This is a genomic window from Microbacterium capsulatum (genome assembly GCF_030865425.1).
Taxonomy (GTDB): Bacteria; Actinomycetota; Actinomycetes; order Actinomycetales; family Microbacteriaceae; genus Microbacterium; species Microbacterium capsulatum.
The window spans coordinates 303,368-328,684 of sequence record NZ_JAVFCB010000002.1; the positions used below are offsets into that span (position 1 = coordinate 303,368).

Consider the following 25,317-nt stretch of genomic DNA (forward strand, 5'->3'; position numbering starts at 1 on the left):
GGCCTCAGCGGACGACGCCGGCGGCGATGAGCGTGTCGAGGATCCCGGCGCCGTCCTCGGCGCTGACCCACGGCACGGTCGCCACGGCGTCGCTCTCGCTGCGGGATCCGGCGCGGCTGCCGGCGAGGACCGCCTCCGCGGGCAGCAGCCGGCGGATCGCGACGGCCGCCACGGACTCCGGGTGCTCGGTGAGGAACTGCCCGTAGATGGCCTCGTCGTGCTGCCCGTCGTCGCCGATGAGCAGCCAGCGCACGTGCGGGAACTCCGCGGAGAGCCGGTCGAGGTTGGTCAGCTTGTGCTCCCGGCCGCTGCGGAACCAGCGGTCGTGCGTCGGACCCCAATCCGTGAGCAGCATGGATCCGGCCGGGAACAGATGCCGGGAGAGGAACCGGTTCAAAGTCGGCGCGACGTTCCACGCCCCGGTGGAGAGGTAGATCATCGGCGAGCCCGGGTTGTCCCGCATGAGCCGCTCGAGCAGCACCGCCATGCCGGGGACCGGGGTGCGGGCGTGCTCGTCCACGACGAACGAGTTCCACGCCGCGATGAGCGGGCGGGGGAGAGCGGTCACCATGACCGTGTCGTCGACGTCCGACACGACCCCGAAGCGCACGTCGTCGGCGACCACGAAGATCCGCGCCGGGATCGGATCCTGATCCTCCACCGACATCGTCACCTGCTGCCAGCCCGACGGCAGATCCGCCTCGATCCGGCTGTCGATGACGCCGCCGCGGTCCGCGGTCACCTCGTGCGTGCGCCCGCCGACGGTGATCGTCACGGTCGAGAAGCTCACCGGGATCCCCACGAAACTGCGCCAGCCGCGCACGCTCGCGTCCTTGCCGCGGCCGCGGGTCTTCGGCAGGATCAGGACCCGGCCGACCACGCGGATCCAGCCCGGGCCTCCGTAGCCGGGGAAGGGCACGATCGTCGCGCTGCGCCCGCGCCGGCGGGCTCGCCGCTCCCGCCACGCGTGGAATCGGTGCTCCAGACGGGCGAACCAGTGGATCCGTTCCGGACGGCGGGGGGACGGCTGCTGAGCGGAGGGCATATCGCGTCTAGTCTCCCATGCCTTCCGCGTGTCGTGCGGCCGGACCGTCGCGGATGAGGATCCGGACACCCAGGCGCCTGGGATAATCTGGGACTTCCCCTGTTCGGGGGATGTTCCTTCTGCTTGCCGCAAGAGAGTGGTCGCCTGTTGTCTGAGAACCCGTCGCACACCGCATCCCCGACGCCCGTCGTCGACGAGTCGCTGTCGGTGCACGAGCTTCAGGCCCACCAGATCCAGCGGCTTCAGGCGAAGTGGCAGAAGTACTGGGCCGAGAACGACACGTTCCGCGCCGGTGGCGCCGAGGACGTGCGCCCGCGCAAGTACGTGCTGGCGATGTTCCCGTACCCCTCCGGCGACCTGCACATGGGTCACGCCGAGAACTACCTCTACTCCGACATCGTCGCGCGCTTCTGGCGGCACCGCGGGCACAACGTGCTGAACCCGATCGGCTGGGACTCGTTCGGCCTGCCCGCCGAGAACGCCGCGATCCGCCGCGGCGCGGATCCGCGCGAGTGGACCTACCAGAACATCGACCAGCAGAAGGCCAGCTTCCAGACCTACGGGGTCTCCTTCGACTGGAGCCGCGAGCTGCACACCTCCGACGAGGAGTACTACCGCTGGAACCAGTGGCTGTTCCTGAAGCTGTACGAGCGGGGCCTGGCGTACCGCAAGAAGAGCCCGGTGAACTGGTGCCCGAACGACCAGACCGTGCTGGCGAACGAGCAGGTCGTCGACGGGCGCTGCGAGCGCTGCGGCGCCGAGGTCGTGAAGAAGAACCTCACCCAGTGGTACTTCCGGATCACCGACTACGCCGACCGCCTGCTGGACGACCTGAACCAGCTCGAGGGCTTCTGGCCGCACAAGGTGCTGCAGATGCAGCGCAACTGGATCGGCCGCTCGGTCGGCGCCGACGTGGACTTCGTGATCGAGGGCCGTGAGGGCGCCGTGACCGTGTTCTCCACGCGTCCGGACACCCTGCACGGCGCGACCTTCATGGTCGTCGCCCCCGACTCCGACCTGGCCGCCGAGCTCGCCGCCGGATCGTCCGAGGACGTGCGGATCCGCTTCGAGGACTACCTGACGCAGGTGCAGAAGACGAGCGAGATCGACCGGCAGTCCGCCGACCGCCCGAAGACCGGCGTGTTCCTGGACCGCTTCGCGATCAACCCGGTCAACGGCGAGCGGCTGCCGATCTGGGCCGCCGACTACGTGCTGGCCGACTACGGCCACGGTGCGGTCATGGCCGTGCCCGCGCACGACCAGCGCGACCTCGACTTCGCCCGCGCCTTCGACCTGCCCGTCCGGGTCGTCGTCGACACCACCGCCCCGATCACCGGCGCCCTGCCCGTCATCGAGCTCGATGAGGACGGCGTTCCGATCGAGCCGGTCGAGGGCCTGGACGACCTGCATCCCGCGAAGACGGGGATCGCGCTGACCGGCGACGGCCGGATGATCAACTCCGGCGAGCTGAACGGCCTGTCCAAGCGCAACGCGATCGCCCGCGCGATCGAGCAGCTGGAGGCGGCCGGCACCGGCCGCGCCGCGAAGAACTACCGCCTGCGCGACTGGCTGATCTCCCGTCAGCGGTTCTGGGGCACCCCGATCCCGATGCTGCGCACGCAGGACGGCGACATCGTGCCGGTCCCCGAGGACCAGCTGCCCGTGCGCCTGCCGAGCATCGAGGGCCTGGACCTCTCGCCGAAGGGCTCCAGCCCGCTGGGCGCCGCCGAGTCGTGGGTGCGCACGGTCGACCCCGCGACCGGGGAGCCGGCGCTGCGCGACCCGGACACCATGGACACGTTCGTGGACAGCTCTTGGTACTTCCTGCGCTTCCTGTCGCCGAACAGCTCCGAGGTCGCGTTCGACCTCGACGAGGCGCGTCGCTGGGCGCCGATCGACTCGTACATCGGCGGTGTCGAACACGCGATCCTGCACCTGCTGTACGCGCGGTTCATCACCAAGGTCCTCTTCGACATGGGCCTGATCGACTTCACGGAGCCGTTCTCCAGCCTGATCAACCAGGGCATGGTGATCCTCGACGGCGCAAAGATGTCCAAGAGCAAGGGCAACCTGGTGCTGTTCCAGGAGGAGCTGGACGCGTACGGCGCGGACGCCCTGCGCGTGGGCCTCGCCTTCGCCGGGCCGGTCGAGGACGACAAGGACTGGAAGGACGTCTCGACCACCGGGGCGCAGAAGTTCCTGGCCCGTGCGCTGCGCGTCGCGCACGAGGTGGACAGCCCCGTCGACGTCGTGTTCGACGGCGGAGACGCCGCGCTGCGCCGCGCCACGCACCGCCTGCTGGCCGACGCGCCCGCGCTCGTCGAGCAGACCAAGTTCAACGTGCTGGTCGCGCGTCTGATGGAGCTCGTCAACGCGATCCGCAAGACGATCGACACCGGCGCCGGCGGATCCGACCCGGCCGTCCGCGAGGCCGCCGAGACGCTCGCCGTGATGCTCGACCTCGTCGCCCCGCACACCGCGGAGGAGATCTGGGAGCTCCTCGGTCACGAGCCGTCCGTCGGACTCGTGACCTGGCGGCAGGCCGACCCGGTGCTGCTCGTCGAGGACACGATCACGTGCGCCGTGCAGGTCAACGGCAAGGTCCGCGCGACGCTCGAGGTGCCCGCGAAGATCGGCGACGCCGCCCTCGAGGCGCTCGTCCGCTCCGACGAGAAGGTGCAGCGCGCGCTCGAAGGCAAGGAGATCGTGCGGGTCATCGTGCGCGCTCCGAAGATCGTCAACTTCGCCGTCAAGGGCTGACCGACCCGGCGGTCGCCCCCGGGGGGAGCGGCGCGCTTTCCCGGGCCTGCGCTCCGCCTGATCCTGCACAGCCGACGGATCGCGCGGGTTCCGCACGGGTTGCGGTATGCGGCCTTCCCGGGCGGCACCCGCCGCCTAGCGTCGGGGCGTGGGCGAGGACGCGGACTCCGAGGAACGGGCACCGGTGCGGATGCCGCGCGCGCCGAGACGGATCCGTCTCGGCCTCGGCGCGGCCGTCGTGGTGGCGCTCGTGGCCGTCTCCGTGACCGTCGGGGTCGGGCTGCTCGTGCGGTCTCCGACGGCGCCGGAGAGCGTCCCCGTGAGCCCGAGGGCGACCGCGGGGCGATCCGGGATCAGCGCGGGATCGCTGTATGTGCACGTGCTCGGCCAGGTCGCGCGCCCCGGGCTGTACGTGCTCGACGACGGAGCCAGGGTCGCCGAGGCGCTGGCCGCGGCGGGAGGCACGCTTCCCGCGGCCGACATGGGTGCCGTGAACCTCGCCCGACCGCTCGTCGACGGCGAGCAGATCCTCGTTCCCGCGGCGGGGGAGACCGCTCCGGGCGCGGCGGCCGGCGGGGCGTCGGGAGCGGGCGGCGGGGCATCGGGAGCGGGCGGCGGATCAGGGAAGGCCGGCGGACTCATCGACCTGAACACCGCCGACCTCGCGACCCTCGACGAGCTGCCGCGGATCGGTCCCGCCCTCGCTCAGCGCATCATCGACTGGCGCACCGCGAACGGGCGGTTCACGAGCGTGGACGATCTGCTCGGCGTGCCGGGGATCGGCGACAAGATGCTCGCCTCGATCCGGGATCTGGTGCGGGTGTGAGCACGCCGTCGGGTCCGGTGCGGCGGGCGGAGGAGGCAGAGGACCCGCCGCGGCAGCGTCTCCGCGATGTGCGGATGGTGCCGGTGGCGATCACGGCGTGGTCGGTGGCGCTGCTGGTGTCGTTCGTCCCGGGGGTCGCCGGTGCCGTGCCGGTCGTCTCCGTGGTCGTCGTGGTCGGGCTGGTGCTGCTGCGGATCGCGGTCACCCGCCGGGGTCCGCGGGATCCGGATCCGCCGGGCCGGGTTCTGCGCGTGCTCGCGGGTGCGGCCCCGCTCGCCGTGGTCTGCCTCGCCGTCGCTGCGGCGATCGGGGCGACCGCGGGACTGTCGGCCGGAGCCCGTGACGAGGCCGCCGCGCTGCAGGGCCACGCGGTGACGGCCGAGGTGAGCGTGCGCTCCCTGCCGTCCGTCGGGGCCGACGGCCGGCTCTGGGCCGATGCCGACACGCTCCGCCTCGGGCCGGGGAAGGAGCCGCGGCGGCTGCGGGTGCCCGTGCGGATCGGCGTCCCGGCGGATGCGCGTTCCACGACTCTCGGGCCGGGGACCGTGCTGCGCCTCACCGCGCAGACGAAGGGGACCGATCCCGGCGAGCGGGCCGCGCTCGTGCTCTTCGCCCAGGGCGAGGTCGAGCACCTGTCCCGCGGCGGGCCGATCGAGGTGCTGGCCGGAGACGTGCGCGCGGCGTTCATCGCCCGGTCCCAGCGGCTCCCCGAGCCCGGGTCCGAGCTCCTCCCGGGTCTGGCGGTCGGCGATGTCCGGGCCGTGAGCCCCGACCTCGACACGGCGATGAAGGCGAGCGGGCTCAGCCACCTCACGGCGGTGTCCGGCAGCAACCTCGCGCTCGTCGCGGGCGCGGGCTTCGGCGTGGTGGCGCTGCTCGGCGGAGGGCGCCGAATCCGGGTCTTGGTCGCCGCGACGGCCCTCGCGGGCTTCGTCGTGCTGGTCACACCGCAGCCCAGCGTGGTGCGGGCGGCGGCGATGGCCGGGGTCGCGATGCTCGCCCTGCTGCTCGGCCGGCCCCGCGCCGGGCTCTCCGTGCTGCTGCTCGCGGTGACCGTGCTGCTCCTCGCCGACCCGCGGCTCGCCGCTGCACCGGGGTTCGCGCTGTCCGCGGCGGCGACGGCCGGGCTCATCGTGCTCGCCCCGCCGCTCGCCCGGGGGCTGGCCCGATGGGTGCCGCAGCCGGTCGCCCTCGCGATCGCGGTGCCGCTGTCCGCGCAGCTGGCCTGCGGCCCGATCATCGCGCTGTTCGCCGCGCAGCAGTCCGTCGTCGCCGTGCTCGCGAACCTCCTCGCCGAGCCGGCGTCTCCGATCGCGACCGTGCTCGGGCTGTTCGCCTGCCTGGCGATGCCGATCCCGCCGCTCGCCGACCTGTTCGCCGCGGCGGCCTGGCTGCCGTCCGCCTGGATCGCGCAGACCGCGACCACGACGGCCGCGCTGCCGCTCGCCACGATCGAGGCGCCCGCAGGGATCGGCACGGCCCTGGTCGTCACCGCGGTGAGCGCCGCCGTGTTCTGGCTGATCGTGCCGCATCCGCCGCTCCGCCCCTGGCTGCGGGTGCCGGCCGGCGGGCTGATCGCGGTCGCGGTCGGCGCGGCCGGGGGATGGGCGGTGCTCGCGGGGCCGGTGACGCTGCTGCAGAGGCCGTCGGACTGGTCGATCGCGGCGTGCGACGTGGGGCAGGGGGATGCGGTCCTCGTGCGCAGCGCCGGGCGGACGATGCTCATCGACACCGGGCCGGATCCGGATCCGCTCCGCCGATGCCTGGACGGTCTCGGCATCGCGCGGCTCGACGTGCTGCTGCTCACCCACTTCGACAAGGACCACGCCGGTGCGGCGGACGCGCTGATCGGCGGCGCGGACGTCGTGCTGCACGGTCCGCCGGGCACCGCGTCACACGAGCGTCTGCTCGGCCGACTCCGCGCCGGCGGATCCCGGGTCGTCGATGCCGCCGCGGGCATGACGGGCCGGCTCGGCGGCGCGGACTGGCGGGTGCTCTGGCCCCGCCGCGACGAGCGGGTGTTCCCGCCGGGAAACGACGTCGGGGTGATCGTCGAGGTCGAAGGCGGCGGCGTGCCCCGGTCGGTGTTCCTCGCCGATCTCTCCGCCGCGTCTCAAGGCATGCTGCGGCGGATCGCGCATCCGCATGCGTACGCCGTCGTCAAGGTCGCGCATCACGGCAGCGCCGACCAGGATCCGCAGCTCTACGCCGATCTGCGGCCGGCGCTCGCGCTCATCTCCGTCGGGGCCGGCAACGACTACGGCCATCCGCGGCAGAAGACGCTCGATCTGCTCCGCTCCCTCCGTACCCCGATCCTGCGCACCGACCGGCGCGGCACGATCCTCGTCGGCCAGCACGACGGATCCCTGCGGATCTGGACCGAGCGCCCCGATCCGGGACCCGATCGGTCACCGAGACCGTCGGCGTCGGCCCGTGCTCCCTGATGCCGGCGGGCGCCCGTGAACGTCCCCGGCCGCCGGTACGCTGGATCCATGCCCGCACCGCGCTCGTCCTCCGCCGCACGACGCGGGGGGAAGGCGTCGAACATCCCGCAGGTGCCGTGGCGCGAGCCCCGGCCGGCGCCGATCGTGCTGGTCTCCGGGCCCGAGGAGATCTGCGCCGAGCGGGCGATCGCCGGCATCCGCACGTACCTGCGCGCGGAGGATCCGGCCGTCGAGGTCAGCGACCTGCGCGCCGACGACTACGAGTCCGGGAGCCTGCTCGCGCTCGCCTCGCCCTCGCTGTTCGGCGAACCGAGGATGCTGCGCATCGCCGGCGTGGAGCGCTGCACCGACGCGTTCCTCGCCGAGGCGGTCGCCTACCTCGAGCACCCGCAGGACGGCGCGACGGTCGTGCTCCGGCACACCGGGGCGAGCGTGCGCGGCAAGAAGCTGCTCGACGCGATCCGCGCGGGCACCGGGGGCGGGATCGAGATCGCCTGCCCCGCGATCAAGCGCGACGACGAGAAGGCCGACTTCGCGGCGGGGGAGTTCCGCGCCGCCGGGCGGCGGATCGTCCCGCAGGCGCTGCGGGCCCTGGTCTCGGCGTTCTCCGACGACATCACCGAGCTCGCCGCCGCCTGTCAGCAGCTCATCAACGACGTCGAGGGCGATGTCACTCCCGAGATCGTCGAGCGCTACTACGGCGGCCGGGTCGAGGTCTCGGCCTTCGTCGTCGCCGACACCGCGATCGCCGGGCGGCTGGGCGAGGCGCTCGTCGCGCTCCGGCACGCGCTGGCCTCCGGGGCGGATCCGGTGCCGATGGTGGCCGCGTTCGCGATGAAGCTGCGGTCGATGGCGCGGGTCGCCGGATCCCGCGAGTCGAACGCGGCCCTCGCCGCGCGCCTCGGCATGAAGGACTGGCAGGTGGACCGCGCCCGGCGCGACCTGGCCGGCTGGAACGAGCGCAGCCTCGGCCTGGCGATCCAGGCGACCGCGCGGGCCGATGCGGACGTCAAGGGCGCCGCGCGCGACCCGATCTTCGCCCTCGAGCGGATGATCACCGTCATCGCCACGCGCGCCCCCTACGGCGAAGCCGGGCGCTGAGGCCAGCACCCCCGGGTTCGGGGCGCATCCGCGCGTTTCGGGGCGCGTCAGGTCGTCGGATCACGGCGTGGCGCGCCCCAAACGGGAAATGGCGCCCCAAAACGATCGCGGTCCACGAGGAGTGACCAGGGCGGCCCCGGGGGACGACGAAGGCCCGCCCCAGCGGGACGGGCCTTCGACAGGTGAGGCTCAGCGAGCTCAGAGAGCGGAGACCTGCTTCGCGATCGACGACTTGCGGTTCGCGGCCTGGTTGGAGTGGATGACGCCCTTGCTGACGGCCTTGTCGAGCTTCTTCGTCGCCGTCTTCAGCGCGGTCTCGGCAGCGGCCTTGTCGCCGGCGGCGATCGCCTTGCGGGTGTTGCGGACGGCGGTCTTCAGCTCGCTCTTGACGGCCTTGTTGCGCTCGTGCGCCTTCTCATTGGTCTTGTTGCGCTTGATCTGCGACTTGATGTTCGCCACGGGTGAAACCTTCGTTCGAGTGATGGATGGTTGTGCCGCTGGCGAGAGAGGGGCGCCGCACGGCGGTCGTGAGGGAAGAACCCACACGCAAGCCAATCACCGATCTTATCAGGTGACCGGGGTGTTCTCCGAACCCGCCCGTCGGCGATCCGCCCCGCGCGTCGCGGGTGACGACGGACGGATTCCGGTGCAAGCTGTGCGGAGGACCCGAAGGAGTCGTCCATGACCGAACCCGCTCCGTTCGATCGCGCTCTTCTGCGCCGGCTGCGCTTCTCCGCCGCCACCGCCGCGTTCCAGATCGAGGGGGCGAGGGAGGCCGACGGGCGCGGCCGGTCCATCTGGGACGACTTCGTCGACACGCCCGACCGGGTGCGCGACGGCAGCACGGCGGATCCGGGCCCGGACAGCTACCACCGTGCCGACGAGGACGTGGCGCTGCTGCGCCGGCTGGGCGTGGACCGGTACCGCTTCTCGATCTCCTGGGTGCGGGTGCTGCCGGACGGCAGACCGAACCCGGTGGGGATCGCCTACTACGACCGGCTCGTCGACCGGCTGCTCGCCGCCGGGGTGACGCCCGCGCCGACCCTGTACCACTGGGATCTGCCGTCGGTCCTGGAAGCGGAGGGAGGGGGGTGGCTGAACCGCGCCACCGCCGAGCGCTTCGCCGAGTACGTCGACGTCATGGCTGCCGTCCTCGGCGACCGCGTGCGGCACTGGTACACGATCAACGAGCCCGTCTCGACGACGCTGCAGGGCTATGCGATCGGCGAGCTCGCCCCGGGGCGCAGCCTGCTGTTCGACTCCCTGTCCACCGTGCATCACCAGCTCCTCGCGCACGGCCTCGCCGTCCCGATCCTGCGTGCCCACGGCGCCGAGCAGATCGGGATCGTGAACAACCACACCCCGGCGATCCCGGCGTCCGGATCCGCGGCCGACCAGCAGGCGGCGTACGTCTACGACCTCATCCACAACCGGGTGTTCGCGGACCCGATCCTGCTCGGCCGCTATCCCGACCTCGACGCGCTGGGCGTCCGGATGCCCGTGCAGGACGGCGACCTCGCCCTCATCGGCGCCCCGTGCGAGGTGTACGGCGTGAACTACTACAACCCGACGACGGTGGCGGCCTGCGACGGTCCGGTGCCGTTCGAGGTCGTGCCGACCCCGGGGGCGGAGACCACCGGCTTCGGCCCGCTCTGGCCGATCGTGCCGGAGGGGCTCACCGCCTTCCTCGTCGACGCGCGGGCGCGGTACGGCGATGCCCTCCCGCCGGTCGTCATCGCCGAGAACGGGGCGTCGTTCCCGGAGCCGGATCACGTGACCGCACGGATCGAGGATCCCGATCGGATCGCCTACCTGCGCGGGCACATCGGCGCCGTGCTGGACGCGGTCCGCGCCGGTGTCCGCGTCGACGAGTACACGGTGTGGTCGCTGCTGGACAACTTCGAGTGGGCGGACGGGTACACGCAGCGGTTCGGGCTCGTGCACGTGGACATGGACACGGGGGAGCGCACCCCGAAGGCGTCCTTCGACTGGTATCGCGCACTCATCGAGGAGGCACGGGCATGACCGGACGGCAGGGCGACGTCGCGGCGAAGCGGGTCGGCCCGCTCTGGATGACCCTGTTCACGCTCGCGTGGCTGGCGATCTGGACGGTGCAGCTCACCCCGGTGCAGCTGCTGCTGCCTCTCCAGCTCGACACGAACAGCCAGGGCGAGGACTGGATCGCCGGCGTCGTCTGGGCGGGCGTCGTGCTCAGCGCCGGCGGGCTCGTCGGCATCATCGCCGCGCCGCTGTCCGGACGCTTCTCCGACCGCACCCGCTCGCGCTGGGGACGGCGCCGCCCGTGGGCGATCGGCGGATCCCTGTTCTCGGCGATCGGGCTGGTGCTCACCGGGCAGGTCACCGGGCCGCTCGCGGTCGGGGCGTCGTGGGTCGTCGTGTCGGTCGGCGTCTCGGTCGCCTCGGCGGCGCTGACCGCCATGATCGCCGACCAGCTCAGCGAGCAGCGCGGCGCGGCGTCGGCGGCGGCGAGCTCGGCGCAGGCCGTCGGCATCGTGGTCGGCGTGGGGGCCGTGGTGCTCCTCGCGCTGAGCGTCGCCGCGTCGTACCTCCTGCTCGCCGGGATCATCGCCGTGGTCGGCGCGGGCACCGCGATCCTGCTGCCGGATGCGCCGTCGAACGACATGCCGGTGTTCGCGGCGGGGTCGTCGGGCCGGCCCGCCTCCTGGCGCGACCGCGACTTCCTCTGGCTGCTGATCAGCCGGCTCACGGTGAACGTCGGCAACGCCTTCGGCACGTCGCTGCTGCTCTTCTTCCTGCTCTACGGCGTGCGCGTGGCGTCCGGCGAGGCCCAGGACGACCTGCTCATCCTCATCGTCGTCTACACGGTGTTCGTCGTGATCGCCTCGATCGTCGCGGGGATCCTCTCCGACCGTCCGAGCGCGCATCCGCTCCGCCGGCGGCGCATGCTCACCGCGGTCTCCGCGGTCGTGCAGGCCGTCTCGGGCATTGTGATCCTGATCAGCCCGTCCCTCGTGATGACCGGGATCGCCGCCGCGATCATGGGCGCGGGATACGGCGCCTACATGGCGGTGAGTCTCGCGTTCGCGACCGATCTGCTGAAGGATCCGGACGACCACGCCCGCGACCTCGGCCTGGTGAACGTGTCCGCCCAGCTCGGTCAGCTGCTCGGGCCGCTGCTCGGTGCGGGCCTGGTCGCCCTCGTGGGCGGGTTCTGGCTGTTGTTCGCCGCGGCGGCGGTGCTCTCGCTCGTCGGCGCCGCGATGACCTACGCGGTCAGGGCGACGACTCCAGCGTCGCCAGTGCCAGCTCCAGTACCGCGTTGAACACGCGCGGCCGCATGGCCGTGACGAGGTGCGTGGTGCGCGGCACCACGATGAACTCGGCCTGCGGGGCGAGCCGGCGGTAGAGCGCCTCGTGCGTGCGCAGCTGGTCGAACTGGCCGTTCACGAACCAGGTCGGAATCGCGATCCGCCGCACCGCGGCCTCGAGGTCGAGTCCGGCGAGGGAGCGCAGCGCGGCGTCCTGCACCGCCAGCGCGTAGCCGCCCGCGCCGAAGTCGTCCCTCGTCTCCTCGGGCAGGGTCGCGTCGAGGACCTTCCCGCTCAGCCACAGACCGCGATCCGGCATCGAGTTCAGTGCGCCGGCGAGCACCCGGTAGGCGGCCAGGCCCGGGCCGCGGGGGAGGGCGGTGCAGCTCGCGCCGATGAACCCCGCGACCGGCGGCGCCGGATCCTCACCCAGGTACGCGGTCGAGAGCAGCCCGCCCATCGAGTGCCCGACGAGCAGCACCGGGCCGTCGGCGGCGCGGACCGCGGCGTCGATCGTGTGCATCGCCTCGTCCAGGGCGAACGGCTCGTCCCGGCGCGTGCCGTGCCCCGGAAGGTCGACGGCGAGGGCCGGGTTGCCGCGCGCGCGGAGGTGGTCGACCTGCGAGCGCCACATCGTCGCGGACGTGCGGATGCCGTGCACGAGGACGACGGAGACGGGCATGGCACGAGTCTAGGAAGGATTCCGGGCGGTCGGCCCGCCCGCCCGGGAACCGGGGGCCTCCGAGAGCGCGCGGGCTCTCCCGTAGAATCGATCAGATACCTCGAGACGCTCGGGGAACGCCCGATCCGAATCCCGGACCCACGCTCAGGACCACATGTCACCTCGCGCCCTCACTCCGCTGCAGCCGGCCTCGACGCCGCCCGCGCAGATCCGCAACTTCTGCATCATCGCCCACATCGACCACGGCAAGTCGACCCTGGCCGACCGTATGCTCCAGATCACCGGCGTCGTCTCCGACCGCGACATGCGCGCGCAGTACCTCGACCGCATGGACATCGAGCGCGAGCGCGGCATCACGATCAAGAGCCAGGCCGTGCGCATGCCCTGGCAGATCGGCGGCGAGACGTTCGCCCTGAACATGATCGACACTCCCGGGCACGTCGACTTCACGTACGAGGTGTCTCGCTCGCTCGCCGCGTGCGAGGGCGCGATCCTGCTCGTCGATGCGGCGCAGGGCATCGAGGCGCAGACCCTCGCGAACCTGTACCTCGCGCTCGAGAACGACCTCACGATCATCCCGGTCCTGAACAAGATCGATCTGCCCGCGGCCGAGCCGGAGAAGTACGCGAAGGAGCTCGCGGACCTGATCGGCGGGCGTCCGGAGGACGTGCTGCGCGTCTCCGGCAAGACCGGCGTGGGCGTCGAGGATCTCCTCGACCGCCTCGTGCAGGAGATCCCGGCCCCCGTCGGCGACGCCGAGGCCCCGGCCCGCGCGATGATCTTCGACTCCGTCTACGACGCCTACCGCGGCGTGGTCACCTACGTCCGCATGGTCGACGGCAAGCTGTCGCCGCGCGAGCGGATCCAGATGATGTCGACCGGCGCGAACCACGAGCTCCTCGAGATCGGCGTCTCCAGCCCCGAGCCCGTGCCGTCCAAGGGCCTCGGCGTCGGCGAGGTCGGCTACCTCATCACGGGGGTGAAGGACGTGCGCCAGTCGAAGGTCGGCGACACGATCACGAACGCCCGCAAGCCCGCGGCCGACGCGCTCGCCGGCTACACCGACCCGAAGCCGATGGTCTTCAGCGGCATCTACCCGATCGACGGCAGCGACTACGCGGAGCTCCGCGAGGCACTCGACAAGCTCAAGCTCTCCGACGCGTCGCTGCAGTACGAGCCGGAGACCTCGGTCGCGCTCGGCTTCGGCTTCCGCTGCGGTTTCCTCGGCCTGCTGCACCTCGAGATCATCACGGAGCGCCTGAGCCGCGAGTTCGGCCTCGACCTCATCACGACCGCGCCGAGCGTGATCTACCAGGTCGTCACGAGCGACACCGGCGAGACGGTCACGGTGACCAACCCGAGCGAGTACCCGGACGGGCGGATCGGATCCGTCTCCGAGCCGATGGTGAAGACCGCGATCCTGCTGCCCAAGGACTACGTCGGCACCGTGATGGAGCTCTGCCAGTCCCGCCGCGGCACGCTGCTGGGCATGGAGTACTTCTCCGAGGAGCGCGTCGAGCTGCGCTACAACATGCCGCTCGGCGAGATCGTGTTCGACTTCTTCGACCAGCTGAAGTCCAAGACCCAGGGCTACGCCTCGCTCGACTACGAGCCCTCCGGCTCCCAGGAGGCCGACCTGGTCAAGGTCGACATCCTGCTGCAGGGCGAGAAGGTCGACGCGTTCAGCTCGATCGTGCACCGCGACAAGGCCTACGCCTACGGCACGATGATGGCCGAGCGCCTGCGCAAGCTCATCCCGCGGCAGCAGTTCGAGGTGCCGATCCAGGCCGCGATCGGCGCACGGATCATCGCCCGCGAGACCATCCGCGCGATCCGCAAGGACGTGCTCGCCAAGTGCTACGGCGGTGACATCACCCGCAAGCGCAAGCTCCTCGAGAAGCAGAAGGAGGGCAAGAAGCGCATGAAGATGGTCGGCCGCGTCGAGGTCCCGCAGGAGGCGTTCATCGCCGCCCTGAGCGGGGACGTCGAGGGCAAGGACAAGAAGTAGGGCGGATCCGGTCGCTCACCTCCGACGCGCGCGACGTTCCTCGGTGCGCGCTGTCAGCGCCTTCCAGAACAGCCGTACGCGCCGTGACCGGAAGACGAAGACGACGACGTTGAGCCCGGTGAACGCGGGCAGGGCCTGCCACGGCGAGTCCCGGTCGAACGTCGAGCCGATCGCGATCAGGGCGGCGGTCGCGATCGCCAGGACGATCGCGGTGACATCTCCCCATACGCCGTATCCGCTTACCGTCTCGGGAACTCTACGCGCCGCGGGGAGGCGCGGGATCTGATCCGCGGCACGCTCCGGCAGCGCTATATGCCTGTCCGATGGGATCGACGCATCGAGGGTCGCGAGATGACTCGTCGTGAAGGTGGGAATGACTGCCGGCTCGATCGAGACCAGGAATCCGTCGGCAGTGACCAGGCGGCGGCCTCCGTCCGGGTACTTCAGCAGTCCGACGGTCTCCTCGTACCGGGCGGCGATCAGGCGCCCGTCGCGATGCTCCATGCTCACGCCGGTCGGCGAGACGAACAGCACTTCCCCGGATCCGTTGCGCAGGCGGTGCACCTCTCCGTACGCCGATTCCAGTGAGCTCTGAAGCGTCTGCGTGAGACCGAACTCGGCAGGAGGTTCGATCGGCAATTGCGCGAGCAGACCAGACCAGAACTGCACGGACGCGGCGATGAGGTCGTCGCGGGAAACGGCGCGCAGCTCCTGCTTCAGCTCGTCGATCGTCGCCAGCCTGCGACCCTGAATGGCTGTGACAGCCATGCCGACGAGTTCGCCGGGCGAAACATCGCTGTCATAGGCATGCAGGCGCCGACTGCGCTCGGCTTCGATGTCGGCATCGTCGATGACGCCCCCGCGCAGGTCTGACAGAGCCTGGAGAATGCCTGCGACGAGTTCATCTCGATGCTCCGGTCGCACGTCGGCTGTGATGCTGATCCGCGCTGAGTCCGCATCGATGGGGGCGTACTCGGCGGCTACGTGATAGGAGATGCCCTGCTCGGTACGTAGACGCCGGAACAGGATCCGCTGAATGATCCCGGCTACGAACGAGGCGGCGGTCGAGCGGGGCACTTCGGCATCGAGAAGCACGCCGCTCTGCGAGCCGATGAAGAAGCCTGGCAACTCGGAGGCTGCGAAGGTGCGGGGGCCGATCGGGCGGAGGTCTCCCCGCGGCAGGTCGATCGACAGGTCGTCGGGGAGTGCGTCTGCGGTGAGGACGGCTATTGCGTTGTTTCGCGTGAAGTATCGGGCCGCCCAGGACCTCACATCGTCGTCTCCGATCGTGTGCAGTCCGATCTCGCCCGCGTTCGCCAAGCCGGGGCCACGGACGCCGTACCGTTCCAGCGCCTGATGAAGCGCGGGGTGACCGGCGCGTCCCTGCCACTCGGTGCGCAGCACCTCCTTCTCGTGGTCGAGACGAATCATCGGCAGACTTCGGAGAGCGCTGGCGACGTTCGTCAGAAATCGGCTGGCAGCGCTGAGCGGTCCCTGGAAATGGAAGATCGTCAGATAGTCCTGAGTCTGCCCATTCGCATGCACGTCGGGGTCGTCGAGACCGAACAGAGCGAGGTGCTCGATCAGGTGCGTGATGCCGCTCGTGGCGAATGTCTCGTCTGCGAAGCCGACGCGGAAGATCAGGGCGCAGAAGACATCGCCGCCGGCCACGGTGCCATGCACGACCGGGATGCCATCGACGTCTCCGACTCGAAAACGGTCGGACGCGAACGTGCGGAGATCGAACGCCCACTGTGAGCCGGGCGGATCATTGGTTGCCATCGTGCTCGCTTCGAACAACGGGACCGGGTACTGGGCGCGATCATATCCCCGCGTCAGGGCCATGACCGTCATTGACCCTGATCGCAAGCACCCCAGCCTTGGCGGAACCTGGGTGAGGCCGACGACGTCGCCAAGTAGGGTGGTTGTCATGCGTCGCGGGACATTCCGAGAAGGAACGGTGGACTATGCCGCCGTGGGAGCGACCCACGCGCCGGATCTGATGCAGTATCCGCCGGAGCAGAGCGTGCCCGCGGAGGAGTCCTGGCGGCTCGGCAGCGGCGAGGAGCGGTTCCGCAACGCCGGCGACGCGCTGCTGTCCTGGACGGCGCAGCGCGCCGCGGGTCTGCAGCTCACCGACGTGCGCCCGGCGTCCAGTCCCGGCTACGCCGGCGTCAGCTTCGACGCCGCGGGCGCTCCGATCGCACCGAGCCAGGGCGAGGTCGAGCCGCGCTACGACGAGGACGGCACGCCGTGGGCGGGCCCCGGCATGACGCTGAAGCTGCACGGCCGGGTGTCCGGCCTGCGTGCCGACGCCGAGCTGCGGGTGATCTCGGTGACCGAGCAGTCGCGCCGGATCGGCTTCGTGCTGGGCACGGTCAGCGGATCCGTCGTGAGCGGCGAGGAGTCGTTCGACATCTACTGGCACGAGGACACCGACGAGGTCTGGTTCACGGTGCGCGCGTTCGACCGCCCGACCGGATTCCTGTACCGGACGCTGCCGTACCTGGTGAAGCGCCGTCGTCGCGAGCTGTTCGCCCGCTACCTCCGCGCGATCTCGCCGCTGTACGCGACGCCGCTGTGACCGTGGTGCTGTGATGGCCGGACCTCTGCCGCTGGGGGATCCGGCGCCCGCCGACGGCCGTCTGCCCGCCGATCTCGCGATCGACGGGGAATCCGCGTTCTCCGCCTATCTGCACGTGCCGTTCTGCCGCGTGCGCTGCGGCTACTGCGACTTCAACACGTACACCGCGTCCGAGCTGCGCGGTGCGAGCCAGGACGCCTACGCCGACACCCTGATCCGGGAGATCGCGCTGGCCCGCGACGTGCTCGCGGAGCGCGGTCCGCTCCGCGAGATGAGCACGGTGTTCTTCGGCGGCGGCACGCCCACGCTCCTGCCTGCCGGCGACCTCGCCCGCATGCTGGGCGCCGCCGTCGACGCGTTCGGGATCGCGGAGGGGGCCGAGGTCACCGTCGAGGCGAACCCCGATACGGTCACCCCCGCGGTCGCCGAGGAGCTCGCCGCCGCCGGCGTCACCCGGCTCTCGATCGGCATGCAGTCGGCGGTGCCGCACGTGCTCGCGGCCCTGGATCGCACGCACCGCCCGGAGAACGTCCGCACCGCCGTCGAGGCCGCCCGCGGCGCTGGGCTCGCCGTCAGCGTCGACCTCATCTACGGCGCGCCGGGGGAGTCTCTCGACGACTGGCGGGCGTCGCTCGACGCGGCGACCGCGCTCGCGCCCGATCACGTGTCCGCCTACGCGCTCATCATCGAGGACGGCACGAAGCTCGCTCGGCAGATCCGCCGCGGCGAGGTCCCCGCGCCCGACGACGACCTGCAGGCCGACATGTACGAGCTCGCCGATCGGGTGCTCGCCGACGCCGGGTTCTCTTGGTACGAGGTGAGCAACTGGGCGCGCACGCCGGATCAGCGCTCCCGGCACAACCTGGCCTACTGGCGGGGCACGGACTGGTGGGGCTTCGGCCCCGGCGCGCACAGCCACATCGCGGGTCTGCGGTTCTGGAACGTGAAGCACCCGGCGGCGTATGCGCAGCGGCTCGCCGCGGGTGAGTCGCCCGCCGCCGGCACCGAGCGTCCCGATGCGCAGGCGGTGACGCTCGAGCGGATCCTGCTCGGCTCCCGGCTCGCCGAGGGGCTGCCGCTCGACTTCCTCGCCGCAGGCGCCCGCCCGCGGGTCGCCGGGCTCATCGCGGACGGGCTCGTGGAGCCTGCCGCGGCCCTCCGGGGAACGCTCGTGCTGACCCTGCGCGGCCGCCTGCTCGCCGACGCGGTCGTGCGGACGCTCACCGACTGAGGCCGCTCCTCCGGGGTCGTTGAGCGAGCACCGGCGCAGCCGGGCCTCCCGGGGTCGTTGAGCGAGCGCCGGCGCAGCCGGGGCGAGACGAAACGCGGCGAGCCCGCTGAGGACCGCGTTTTGTCTCGGTCTCTGGGCGTCCTCGCTCAACGACCCCTCGGATCGGGTCCCTGAGCCTGTCGGAGCGCCCGACGCGATAGGATTGGCACTCAGGATGCACGAGTGCCAACCGTGAGGAGGAGCGATGGTCTCGGAACGCGGACTCCAGGTGCTCCGCGCCATCGTCGAGGACTACGTCGAGACGAATGAGCCGGTCGGCAGCAAGTCGATCGTGGAGCGGCACGCCTTCGGCGTCTCCGCCGCGACGATCCGCAACGACATGGCGCAGCTCGAGGACGAGGACCTCATCGCCGCGCCGCACACCTCCTCCGGCCGGGTGCCCACCGACAAGGGCTACCGGGTCTTCGTCGACCACCTCGCGCAGGTCCGGCCGCTCTCGGCGGCGCAGCGCAGCGCGATCACCGCGTTCCTCGCGGATCCGGCCGACCTCGACGACCTCATGGTGCGCACCGTCCGGGTGCTCACCCGGCTGACCGGCCAGGTCGCCCTCGCCCAGTACCCGTCGTTCGCGCGCGCGCACGTCACCCACGTCGAGCTGGTCGCGCTCGCCGCGAACCGGCTGCTGATCGTCCTCGTGACCGACGCCGGCGGCGTGTCGCAGCGGATCGTGCCGCTGCCCGTCGACCTCGACGAGGCCGAGGTCGTCCTGCTGCGCGCCTCGCTCACCGATCTGATCACCGGTCACTCCGTGCGGCGCGGCGCCGAGCGCGTCGAGACGGCGGGCGAGGCGCATCTCGCGCCGCGGCTCGCCGCGGCCCAGACCGCGCTGCTGCGGGCGGTCGCGGAGGAGCTCGCCGAGTTCCGCCAGGAGCGCCTGGTGATGGCGGGGGCGGCGACCCTGGCCCGGCGCGAGCACGACTTCCGCGGGAGCATCCACCCCCTCCTCGAGGCGATCGAGGAGCAGGTGACGCTGCTGCGGCTGATGAACGAGATGCACGTCGACGAGCACGGGCTCGCCGCGAGCATCGGCACGGAGAACGCCGCGTTCGGCCTCGGCGAGGCCTCGATCGTGGCGAGCGACTACATGACGCACGGCGGTACGGCCCGCGTGGGCGTGATGGGGCCGACCCGGATGGACTACCCGAGCAATCTCGCGGCGGCGCGGGCCGTGGCCCGCTACCTGTCGCGCCTGCTCGAAGAGGACGAGACCGGCCGCTGAGCGGCCGCAGACCACACGCGCCGCCCCGTGGCGGCCCGGAAAGGCGATGGTGACGGATCACTACGAGGTTCTCGGTGTCTCGCGTGACGCGAGCGAGGACGAGATCAAGAAGGCGTACCGACGGCTCGCGCGTCAGCTGCACCCGGACGTGAACCCGAGCGAGGAGGCCGCGGAGCGGTTCAAGTCGGTGACGCACGCGTACGACGTGCTGAGCGACCCCGAGTCCCGCCGCCGCTACGACATGGGCGGCGATCAGAACGGCAACGGCGGCTTCGGAGGGTTCGGCGGCTTCGGCGACATCTTCGAGACGTTCTTCGGCGGCGGGGGAGCCCGGGCCGCGCGACCCCGGTCCCGCCGGGAGCGCGGGCAGGATGCGCTGGTCCGCCTCACGCTCGACCTCGGCGACGTCGTCTTCGGCGTGCACCGCGACATCGAGGTGGACACCGCGGTGCTCTGCGAGACCTGCCAGGGCTCGTGCTGCCAGGCGGGCACCTCCCCGGTGACCTGCGACATCTGCGGCGGATCCGGCCACGTGCAGCAGCAGGTGCGGAGCCTGCTCGGCAACGTCATCACCACCGCGCCGTGTGGATCGTGCGAGGGCTTCGGCACCACGATCCCGTTCCCGTGCCAGACCTGCAACGGCCAGGGCCGGGTGCGCTCGCGCCGCACGGTCGGCCTGGACATCCCCGCCGGCGTCGAGACCGGGCTCCGCCTGCAGCTGCCCGGATCGGGCGAGGTCGGCCGTGCCGGGGGCCCGAACGGCGACCTGTACGTCGAGGTGACGGTCTCCCCGCACGCGCGGTTCAGCCGCGACGGCGACGACCTGCTGGCGACCCTCGAGGTCGCCATGACCGACGCGATCCTGGGCGCGACGACGACCATCGAGTCGCTCGACGGACCGGTGGATCTGGAGATCCGCCAGGGGCTGCAGTCCGGCGACGTGCTCACGATCAAGGGCCGCGGCGTCACGCCGCTGCGCGGGACCCAGCGCGGCGACCTCCGGGTGGGCGTGCAGGTGCTCACCCCGACCAAGCTCGACCACAAGGAGCGTCAGCTCATCGAGGACTTCGCGAAGCGCACGAAGGCGCCCGCACCGAAGCTCGCCGAGTTCCACCAGGGGCTGTTCTCCAAGCTGCGCGACCGTTTCCGGGGCTGAGCCGCGATGGCCCTGCACTTCGTCACGCCCGACGCGACCGCCGCCGAGGCCGGATCCTCCGTGCTGCTCGCCGGCGCCGAGGCCAAGCACGCCGCTGTCGTGCGCCGGGTGCGGATCGGCGAGCCGATCACCCTCGGCGACGGCGCCGGCGTCTGGCTCGAGGGCGAGGTCGTGGCGGCCGAGCCGACGCGCGTCGAGGTGCGGATCCTGACCCGCCGCGTCGACCCGCGCCCGGATCCGCGGATCCTGCTCGTGCAGGCCCTCGCGAAGGGCGACCGCGACGAGATGGCCGTGCAGGCGGCGTGCGAGCTCGGCGTCGACGAGATCGTGCCGTGGCAGGCCGCTCGCAGCGTGTCGCGCTGGGAGGGCGCCAAGGCCGCGAAGGGCAGGGAGCGCTGGGCGACGATCGTCCGAGAGGCGGCGAAGCAGGCGCACCGCAGCTGGGTGCCCGAGGTCGCGGCGGTCGAGTCGACGGCGGACCTCGCGCGTCGCGCCGGCACGCAGCGCGTGCTGATCCTGGATCCGACCGCGCCGCAGCGGCTGTCCGCGCTGACCGGCGACGACCGCGACATCGTCCTCGTCGTCGGCCCCGAGGGCGGCATCGCCCCCGACGAGATCGACCGCCTGGTCGCGGCCGGCGCCGAGCGCGTGCTGCTCGGCGACACCGTGCTGCGCACCTCCACCGCGGGCCCCGCCGCGATCGCGGTCCTGAACGTCGCCCGCGGGCGCTGGTAGGCGGCGAGCCGCACCCGTGGTCGGCCCGGCCCGCGGCCCGCTCGATAGACTGACCGCATGAGCGAACCTTCGATCTTCACGCGCATCCTGAAGGGGGAGATCCCCGCCGAGATCCTGCTGGAGACCGACAACGTCTTCGCGATCCGCGACATCAACCCCCAGGCTCCGCTGCACGTCCTCGTGATCCCCAAGTCCGAGGAGTATCGCAACGTCACCGAGCTCGCCGCCGGGGACCCGGCCCTGATGGCAGACCTCGTCGCCGCCGCCCAGCGGATCGCCGACGAGCACGCGAACGGCGAGTACCGCCTGATCTTCAACAACGGCGCGAGCGTCTCGCAGTCCGTCTTCCACGTGCACGCCCACGTGCTCGGCAACATCCCGGAGGGCAAGCTCATTGGCTTCTGACGAATCGGCGGAGAGCGCCCCCGCCCCGCAGAGGGAGACGTCGGCCCGCATCGAGGTGGACGGCATCGCGATGGTCCAGCTCCTCGGCCCACAGGACCGCCTCCTGCGCATGCTCGAGAAGCAGCACCCGGCCGTGGACGTGCTCGTCCGCGGCAACGAGGTCACGCTGACGGGCGAGCCCGACGCGGTCCGTGCGGCCCGCACGCTCGTGGACGAGCTCATCGAGATGACCCGCTCCGGGCACTCCCTGGCGCCCAGCGACGTGGCGCAGTCCGCGCGCATGCTGGAGCGCGAGGGGCTGCGGCCGAGCGAGGTGCTCGGCGAGGCGATCCTGTCCACGCGCGGGCGGGTGATCCGGCCGAAGACGCTCGGGCAGAAGGAGTACGTCGACGCGATCGACCAGAACACGATCGTGTTCGGGATCGGCCCGGCCGGCACCGGCAAGACCTACCTCGCGATGGCCAAGGCCGTGCAGGCGCTGCAGCGCAAGGAGGTCGAACGGATCATCCTGACCCGTCCGGCGGTCGAGGCGGGGGAGCGGCTCGGGTTCCTGCCCGGCACGCTCACCGACAAGATCGACCCGTACCTGCGCCCGCTCTACGACGCGCTGAACGAGATGATGGATCCGGAGCTCGTGCCGCGCCTGATGGCGAGCGGGACGATCGAGGTGGCCCCGCTCGCGTACATGCGCGGACGCACCCTGAACGACTCCTTCGTCGTGCTGGACGAGGCGCAGAACACCACGCCCGAGCAGATGAAGATGTTCCTGACCCGCCTCGGCTTCGGCACGAAGATGGTCGTCACCGGCGACATCACCCAGATCGACCTGCCGCTGGGCGCGTCCGGGCTGCGCGTCGTGACCCGGGTGCTGAAGGACATCGACGACATCCACTTCTCCCGCCTGACCAGCGACGACGTCGTCCGGCACTCGCTCGTCGGCCGCATCGTCGACGCGTACAGCGAGTACGACGAGCAGCGCACCGCCGCCCGCGCCGAGCGCGACCAGGCCAGCGAATTCGCCAACCGCGCCGACCGCCGGGCCGCGATGCGCCCCGGACCCCGCGACCGCATGCCGAAACGAGGCCTGAAGTGATCGAGATCAACAACGAGTCGGCCATCGCGATCGACGAGACCGTGCTGCTGCGCCTCACCGAGCGCAACCTCGCCCAGCTGAACGTCAGCGCCGACGCCGATGTCGCGATCGTGCTCGTCGACGAGGGCGCGATGGAGGCTCTGCACGTGCAGTGGATGGACGAGCCCGGCCCCACCGACGTGCTGAGCTTCCCGATGGACGAGCTGCGCCCCGGCACGATCGACCGGCCGACCCCGGCGGGGCTGCTCGGCGACATCGTGCTGTGCCCTCAGGTCGCCGAGACGCAGGCCGCCACGGCCAAGCACTCGCTCATGGACGAGCTCGTCCTGCTCACCACGCACGGTCTGCTGCACCTGCTCGGCTTCGACCACGCCGAGCCGGAGGACGAGCGGGAGATGTTCGGCCTGCAGCGCGAGCTCATCGCGGGCTTCGCGGCCGACGAGCGCAGTCACGGTCGATGACCGCAGTCCTCCTCCTGGCCGGAGCGGCGCTCCTGGTCGGCCTCGGCGGCCTGATGGCCGCGATCGACGCGGCACTGGCGGTGACCTCGCGCGCCGACCTGGAGGAGATGGGATCCGAGGGGCGCTACGCCCCCGCTCTCGCGCGGATCGCGGCGGATCCGGATCCGCATGCGAACGCGATCGCGTTCATCCGCGTGCTCGCGGAGACGGCCGCGGCGGTGCTCGTCACGGTCGCGCTGGTGCTGCTGTTCGACGGTCAGATCTGGTGGGCGATGCTCGTGGCCGCCGTCATCATGACCGGCACCACGTTCGTCCTCGTCGGGGCGAGCCCGCGTTCCTTCGGCCGGCAGCACGCCGACGCGATGCTGCGCGCCTGCGCCCCCCTGGTCCGCGCGCTGCGGGTGATCCTCGGTCCGATCCCGCAGGGGCTCGCCGTCTTCGGCAGACGGGTGACGCCCGGCACCGGCCGGAGCACGTTCGCGACCGAGACGCAGCTGCTGAGCATGGTCGACGAGGCCGCTTCGCACGATCTCATCGAGGCCGACGATCGCGAGCTGATCCACTCCGTGTTCGACTTCACCGACCAGTTCGTGCGGGCCGTCATGGTGCCGCGCACCGACATGGTGACGGTCGACGCGACCGCCACCACGTCCGAGGCGATGGATCTGTTCCTCACCCGGGGGATCTCCCGGGTGCCAGTCGTCGACGACGAGGCCGACGACGTCGTCGGCGTGCTGTACCTGAAGGACCTCGTCCAGTTCGCGTACCGCGACGACCGCAGCTGGCGGGCCGCCTCCGTGCGGCAGATCGCCCGCCCTGCCGTGTTCGTGCCCGAGTCCATGCGCGCCGAGACCCTGCTGCAGCAGATGAAGCGCGATGCCGTGCACGTGTGCATCGTCATCGACGAGCACGGCGGAATCGCGGGCCTGGTCACCCTGGAGGACCTCATCGAGGAACTCGTCGGCGAGATCTCCGACGAGTACGACCGGCCGATCGCGGAGGTCGTCGAGCTCGAGCCCGGCCACTACCGGGTGAGCGGGCGGCTCGGCCTGGAGGACGTCGGCGAGCTGTTCGGCGTCGAGCTCGAGGACGACGACGTCGACTCGATCGGCGGGCTCCTCGGCAAGGAGCTCGGCCGGATCCCCACCCCCGGCGCGACGGCCGTGGTGCGCGGGCTGCAGCTCACCGGCGGTGCCTCGCGGGGCCGGGGGCGCGGCATCGAATACGTCTTCGTGGAGCGGGCCGAGGAGCCCGACACGGAGGATCAGCACGACAAGGAGAACCACGATGAGCGATGACCTGAGCGCCGAGACCGGCGTGGACGACAGCGGGCACCGCAGCGGCTTCGTGACCTTCGTGGGCCGGCCGAACGTCGGCAAGTCCACGCTCACGAACGCCCTGGTCGGCGAGAAGATCGCGATCACCAGCGAGAAGCCGCAGACCACGCGCCGCGCGATCCGCGGCATCGTGAACCGGCCCGACGGGCAGCTCGTGATCGTGGACACCCCCGGGATCCACCGTCCGCGCACGCTCCTCGGCGAGCGGCTCAACGACCTCGTCGAGCAGGTCCTCGGCGACGTCGACGTGATCGGATTCTGCGTCCCGGCGACCGAGAAGGTCGGCCCGGGCGACCGGCGCATCGCGGCGTCCCTGGACGGCTACCCGCGCGCGAAGAAGATCGCGATCGTGACCAAGGTCGACATCGCCGAGCGCGACGAGATCACCGAGCGTCTGATGGAGGTCGACGCGCTGCGCGAGGACTGGGCCGCCGTGATCCCGCTCTCCGCCCTCACCCGCGTGCAGCTGGACGTGCTCGCCGACGAGGTGCTCGCGCTCATGCCGGAGGGCCCCGCGCTGTACGGCGACGACGTCGTCACCGACGAGACCACCGAGGACCGGATCGCGGAGATGATCCGCGAGGCCGCCCTCGAGGGCGTGCGCGACGAGCTGCCGCACTCGATCGCGGTCGTCATCGACGACATCGCGCCGCGGGAGGGATCCGACCTCACCGACGTGCACGCCTCGATCGTCGTGGAACGGGACAGCCAGAAGGCGATCATCATCGGCCGCAAGGGCGCCCGGCTCCGGGAGGTCGGCGCCACGGCGCGTGCCGGCATCGAGGAGCTGCTCGGCACGCGCGTGTTCCTCGGCCTGCACGTGAAGGTCGCCAAGGAGTGGCAGCGCGATCCGAAGCAGCTCGGGCGGCTGGGGTTCTGA

21 protein-coding genes are annotated in these 25,317 nt (G+C 71.6%); 17 read left to right on the forward strand and 4 right to left on the reverse strand.

The window, feature by feature from the left end; genetic code table 11:
• Positions 1–4: 4 nt before the first annotated feature.
• Complete coding sequence (locus RBR11_RS04325; RefSeq protein WP_308488075.1) at positions 5–1,045, reverse strand: App1 family protein; 1,041 nt, start codon at positions 1,043–1,045, stop codon at positions 5–7.
• 201 nt (positions 1,046–1,246) lie between these two features.
• Here RBR11_RS04325 and leuS point away from each other — a divergent pair, with 201 nt between their 5' ends.
• The 4 genes from leuS to holA all read left to right on the forward strand — a co-directional run bounded on the left by leuS (position 1,247) and on the right by holA (position 8,176).
• Positions 1,247–3,805, forward strand: coding sequence for a leucine--tRNA ligase (gene leuS / locus RBR11_RS04330; protein ID WP_373889770.1), 2,559 nt, complete (start codon positions 1,247–1,249; stop codon positions 3,803–3,805).
• 148 nt (positions 3,806–3,953) lie between these two features.
• Entirely contained in the window at positions 3,954–4,631 is a 678-nt protein-coding gene (locus RBR11_RS04335; protein ID WP_373889762.1) for a ComEA family DNA-binding protein, read from the forward strand.
• On the forward strand, positions 4,628–7,075 hold the full coding sequence (locus RBR11_RS04340; protein WP_308488076.1) for a ComEC/Rec2 family competence protein: 2,448 nt from the start codon (positions 4,628–4,630) through the stop codon (positions 7,073–7,075). The genes RBR11_RS04335 and RBR11_RS04340 overlap by 4 nt, the downstream gene beginning before the upstream one ends.
• A gap of 48 nt (positions 7,076–7,123) precedes the next feature.
• Positions 7,124–8,176, forward strand: coding sequence for a DNA polymerase III subunit delta (gene holA, locus RBR11_RS04345; protein ID WP_308488077.1), 1,053 nt, complete (start codon positions 7,124–7,126; stop codon positions 8,174–8,176).
• A 198-nt stretch (positions 8,177–8,374) separates the two neighbouring features.
• Here holA and rpsT read toward each other — a convergent pair whose 3' ends face one another.
• Positions 8,375–8,635 (reverse strand): 30S ribosomal protein S20, encoded by a 261-nt coding sequence (gene rpsT, locus RBR11_RS04350; protein WP_308488078.1) that lies wholly within the window; start codon positions 8,633–8,635, stop codon positions 8,375–8,377.
• 222 nt (positions 8,636–8,857) lie between these two features.
• On the opposite strand from rpsT, the gene RBR11_RS04355 reads away from it, so the two are divergent.
• Positions 8,858–10,201: a GH1 family beta-glucosidase gene (locus RBR11_RS04355; protein WP_308488079.1), complete on the forward strand. Its 1,344-nt coding sequence runs from the start codon at positions 8,858–8,860 to the stop codon at positions 10,199–10,201.
• Complete coding sequence (locus tag RBR11_RS04360) at positions 10,198–11,481, forward strand: MFS transporter (RefSeq protein WP_308488080.1); 1,284 nt, start codon at positions 10,198–10,200, stop codon at positions 11,479–11,481. The genes RBR11_RS04355 and RBR11_RS04360 overlap by 4 nt, the downstream gene beginning before the upstream one ends.
• Here RBR11_RS04360 and RBR11_RS04365 read toward each other — a convergent pair.
• Complete coding sequence (locus RBR11_RS04365) at positions 11,432–12,148, reverse strand: alpha/beta fold hydrolase (RefSeq protein WP_308488081.1); 717 nt, start codon at positions 12,146–12,148, stop codon at positions 11,432–11,434. The two genes, RBR11_RS04360 and RBR11_RS04365, sit on opposite strands and share 50 nt — an antisense overlap.
• A 154-nt stretch (positions 12,149–12,302) precedes the next feature.
• Between RBR11_RS04365 and lepA the strand changes: the two genes are divergently transcribed.
• On the forward strand, positions 12,303–14,156 hold the full coding sequence (lepA, locus tag RBR11_RS04370; RefSeq protein WP_308488082.1) for a translation elongation factor 4: 1,854 nt from the start codon (positions 12,303–12,305) through the stop codon (positions 14,154–14,156).
• Between the two features lie 15 nt (positions 14,157–14,171).
• Here lepA and RBR11_RS04375 read toward each other — a convergent pair whose 3' ends face one another.
• Complete coding sequence (locus RBR11_RS04375) at positions 14,172–15,938, reverse strand: insulinase family protein (RefSeq protein WP_308488083.1); 1,767 nt, start codon at positions 15,936–15,938, stop codon at positions 14,172–14,174.
• 148 nt (positions 15,939–16,086) lie between these two features.
• On the opposite strand from RBR11_RS04375, the gene RBR11_RS04380 reads away from it, so the two are divergent.
• The 10 genes from RBR11_RS04380 to era all read left to right on the forward strand — a co-directional run bounded on the left by RBR11_RS04380 (position 16,087) and on the right by era (position 25,317).
• Entirely contained in the window at positions 16,087–16,740 is a 654-nt protein-coding gene (locus RBR11_RS04380; RefSeq protein ID WP_308488084.1) for a DUF1990 family protein, read from the forward strand.
• 13 nt (positions 16,741–16,753) lie between these two features.
• Positions 16,754–17,971, forward strand: coding sequence for a radical SAM family heme chaperone HemW (gene hemW, locus RBR11_RS04385; RefSeq protein ID WP_308488085.1), 1,218 nt, complete (start codon positions 16,754–16,756; stop codon positions 17,969–17,971).
• 244 nt (positions 17,972–18,215) lie between these two features.
• Positions 18,216–19,250 carry a heat-inducible transcriptional repressor HrcA gene (gene hrcA, locus RBR11_RS04390; RefSeq protein WP_308488086.1) on the forward strand — a complete coding sequence of 345 codons (1,035 nt, stop codon included), beginning with the start codon at positions 18,216–18,218 and terminating at the stop codon, positions 19,248–19,250.
• Positions 19,251–19,299: 49 nt separating this feature from the next.
• On the forward strand, positions 19,300–20,406 hold the full coding sequence (gene dnaJ / locus RBR11_RS04395; protein ID WP_308488298.1) for a molecular chaperone DnaJ: 1,107 nt from the start codon (positions 19,300–19,302) through the stop codon (positions 20,404–20,406).
• A gap of 6 nt (positions 20,407–20,412) precedes the next feature.
• A complete protein-coding gene (locus tag RBR11_RS04400; RefSeq protein ID WP_308488087.1) occupies positions 20,413–21,141 on the forward strand; it encodes a 16S rRNA (uracil(1498)-N(3))-methyltransferase in 729 nt (242 codons plus the stop codon).
• Between the two features lie 57 nt (positions 21,142–21,198).
• Positions 21,199–21,546 carry an HIT domain-containing protein gene (locus RBR11_RS04405; protein ID WP_308488088.1) on the forward strand — a complete coding sequence of 116 codons (348 nt, stop codon included), beginning with the start codon at positions 21,199–21,201 and terminating at the stop codon, positions 21,544–21,546.
• Between the two features lie 70 nt (positions 21,547–21,616).
• Entirely contained in the window at positions 21,617–22,639 is a 1,023-nt protein-coding gene (locus RBR11_RS04410) for a PhoH family protein (RefSeq protein WP_308488299.1), read from the forward strand.
• Positions 22,636–23,100, forward strand: coding sequence for an rRNA maturation RNase YbeY (ybeY, locus tag RBR11_RS04415; RefSeq protein WP_308488089.1), 465 nt, complete (start codon positions 22,636–22,638; stop codon positions 23,098–23,100). The genes RBR11_RS04410 and ybeY overlap by 4 nt, the downstream gene beginning before the upstream one ends.
• The gene (locus tag RBR11_RS04420) at positions 23,097–24,398 is read left to right on the forward strand and encodes a hemolysin family protein (protein WP_308488090.1); all 1,302 of its coding nucleotides are present in this window, start codon (positions 23,097–23,099) and stop codon (positions 24,396–24,398) included. The genes ybeY and RBR11_RS04420 overlap by 4 nt, the downstream gene beginning before the upstream one ends.
• Complete coding sequence (era, locus tag RBR11_RS04425) at positions 24,388–25,317, forward strand: GTPase Era (RefSeq protein WP_308488091.1); 930 nt, start codon at positions 24,388–24,390, stop codon at positions 25,315–25,317. The genes RBR11_RS04420 and era overlap by 11 nt, the downstream gene beginning before the upstream one ends.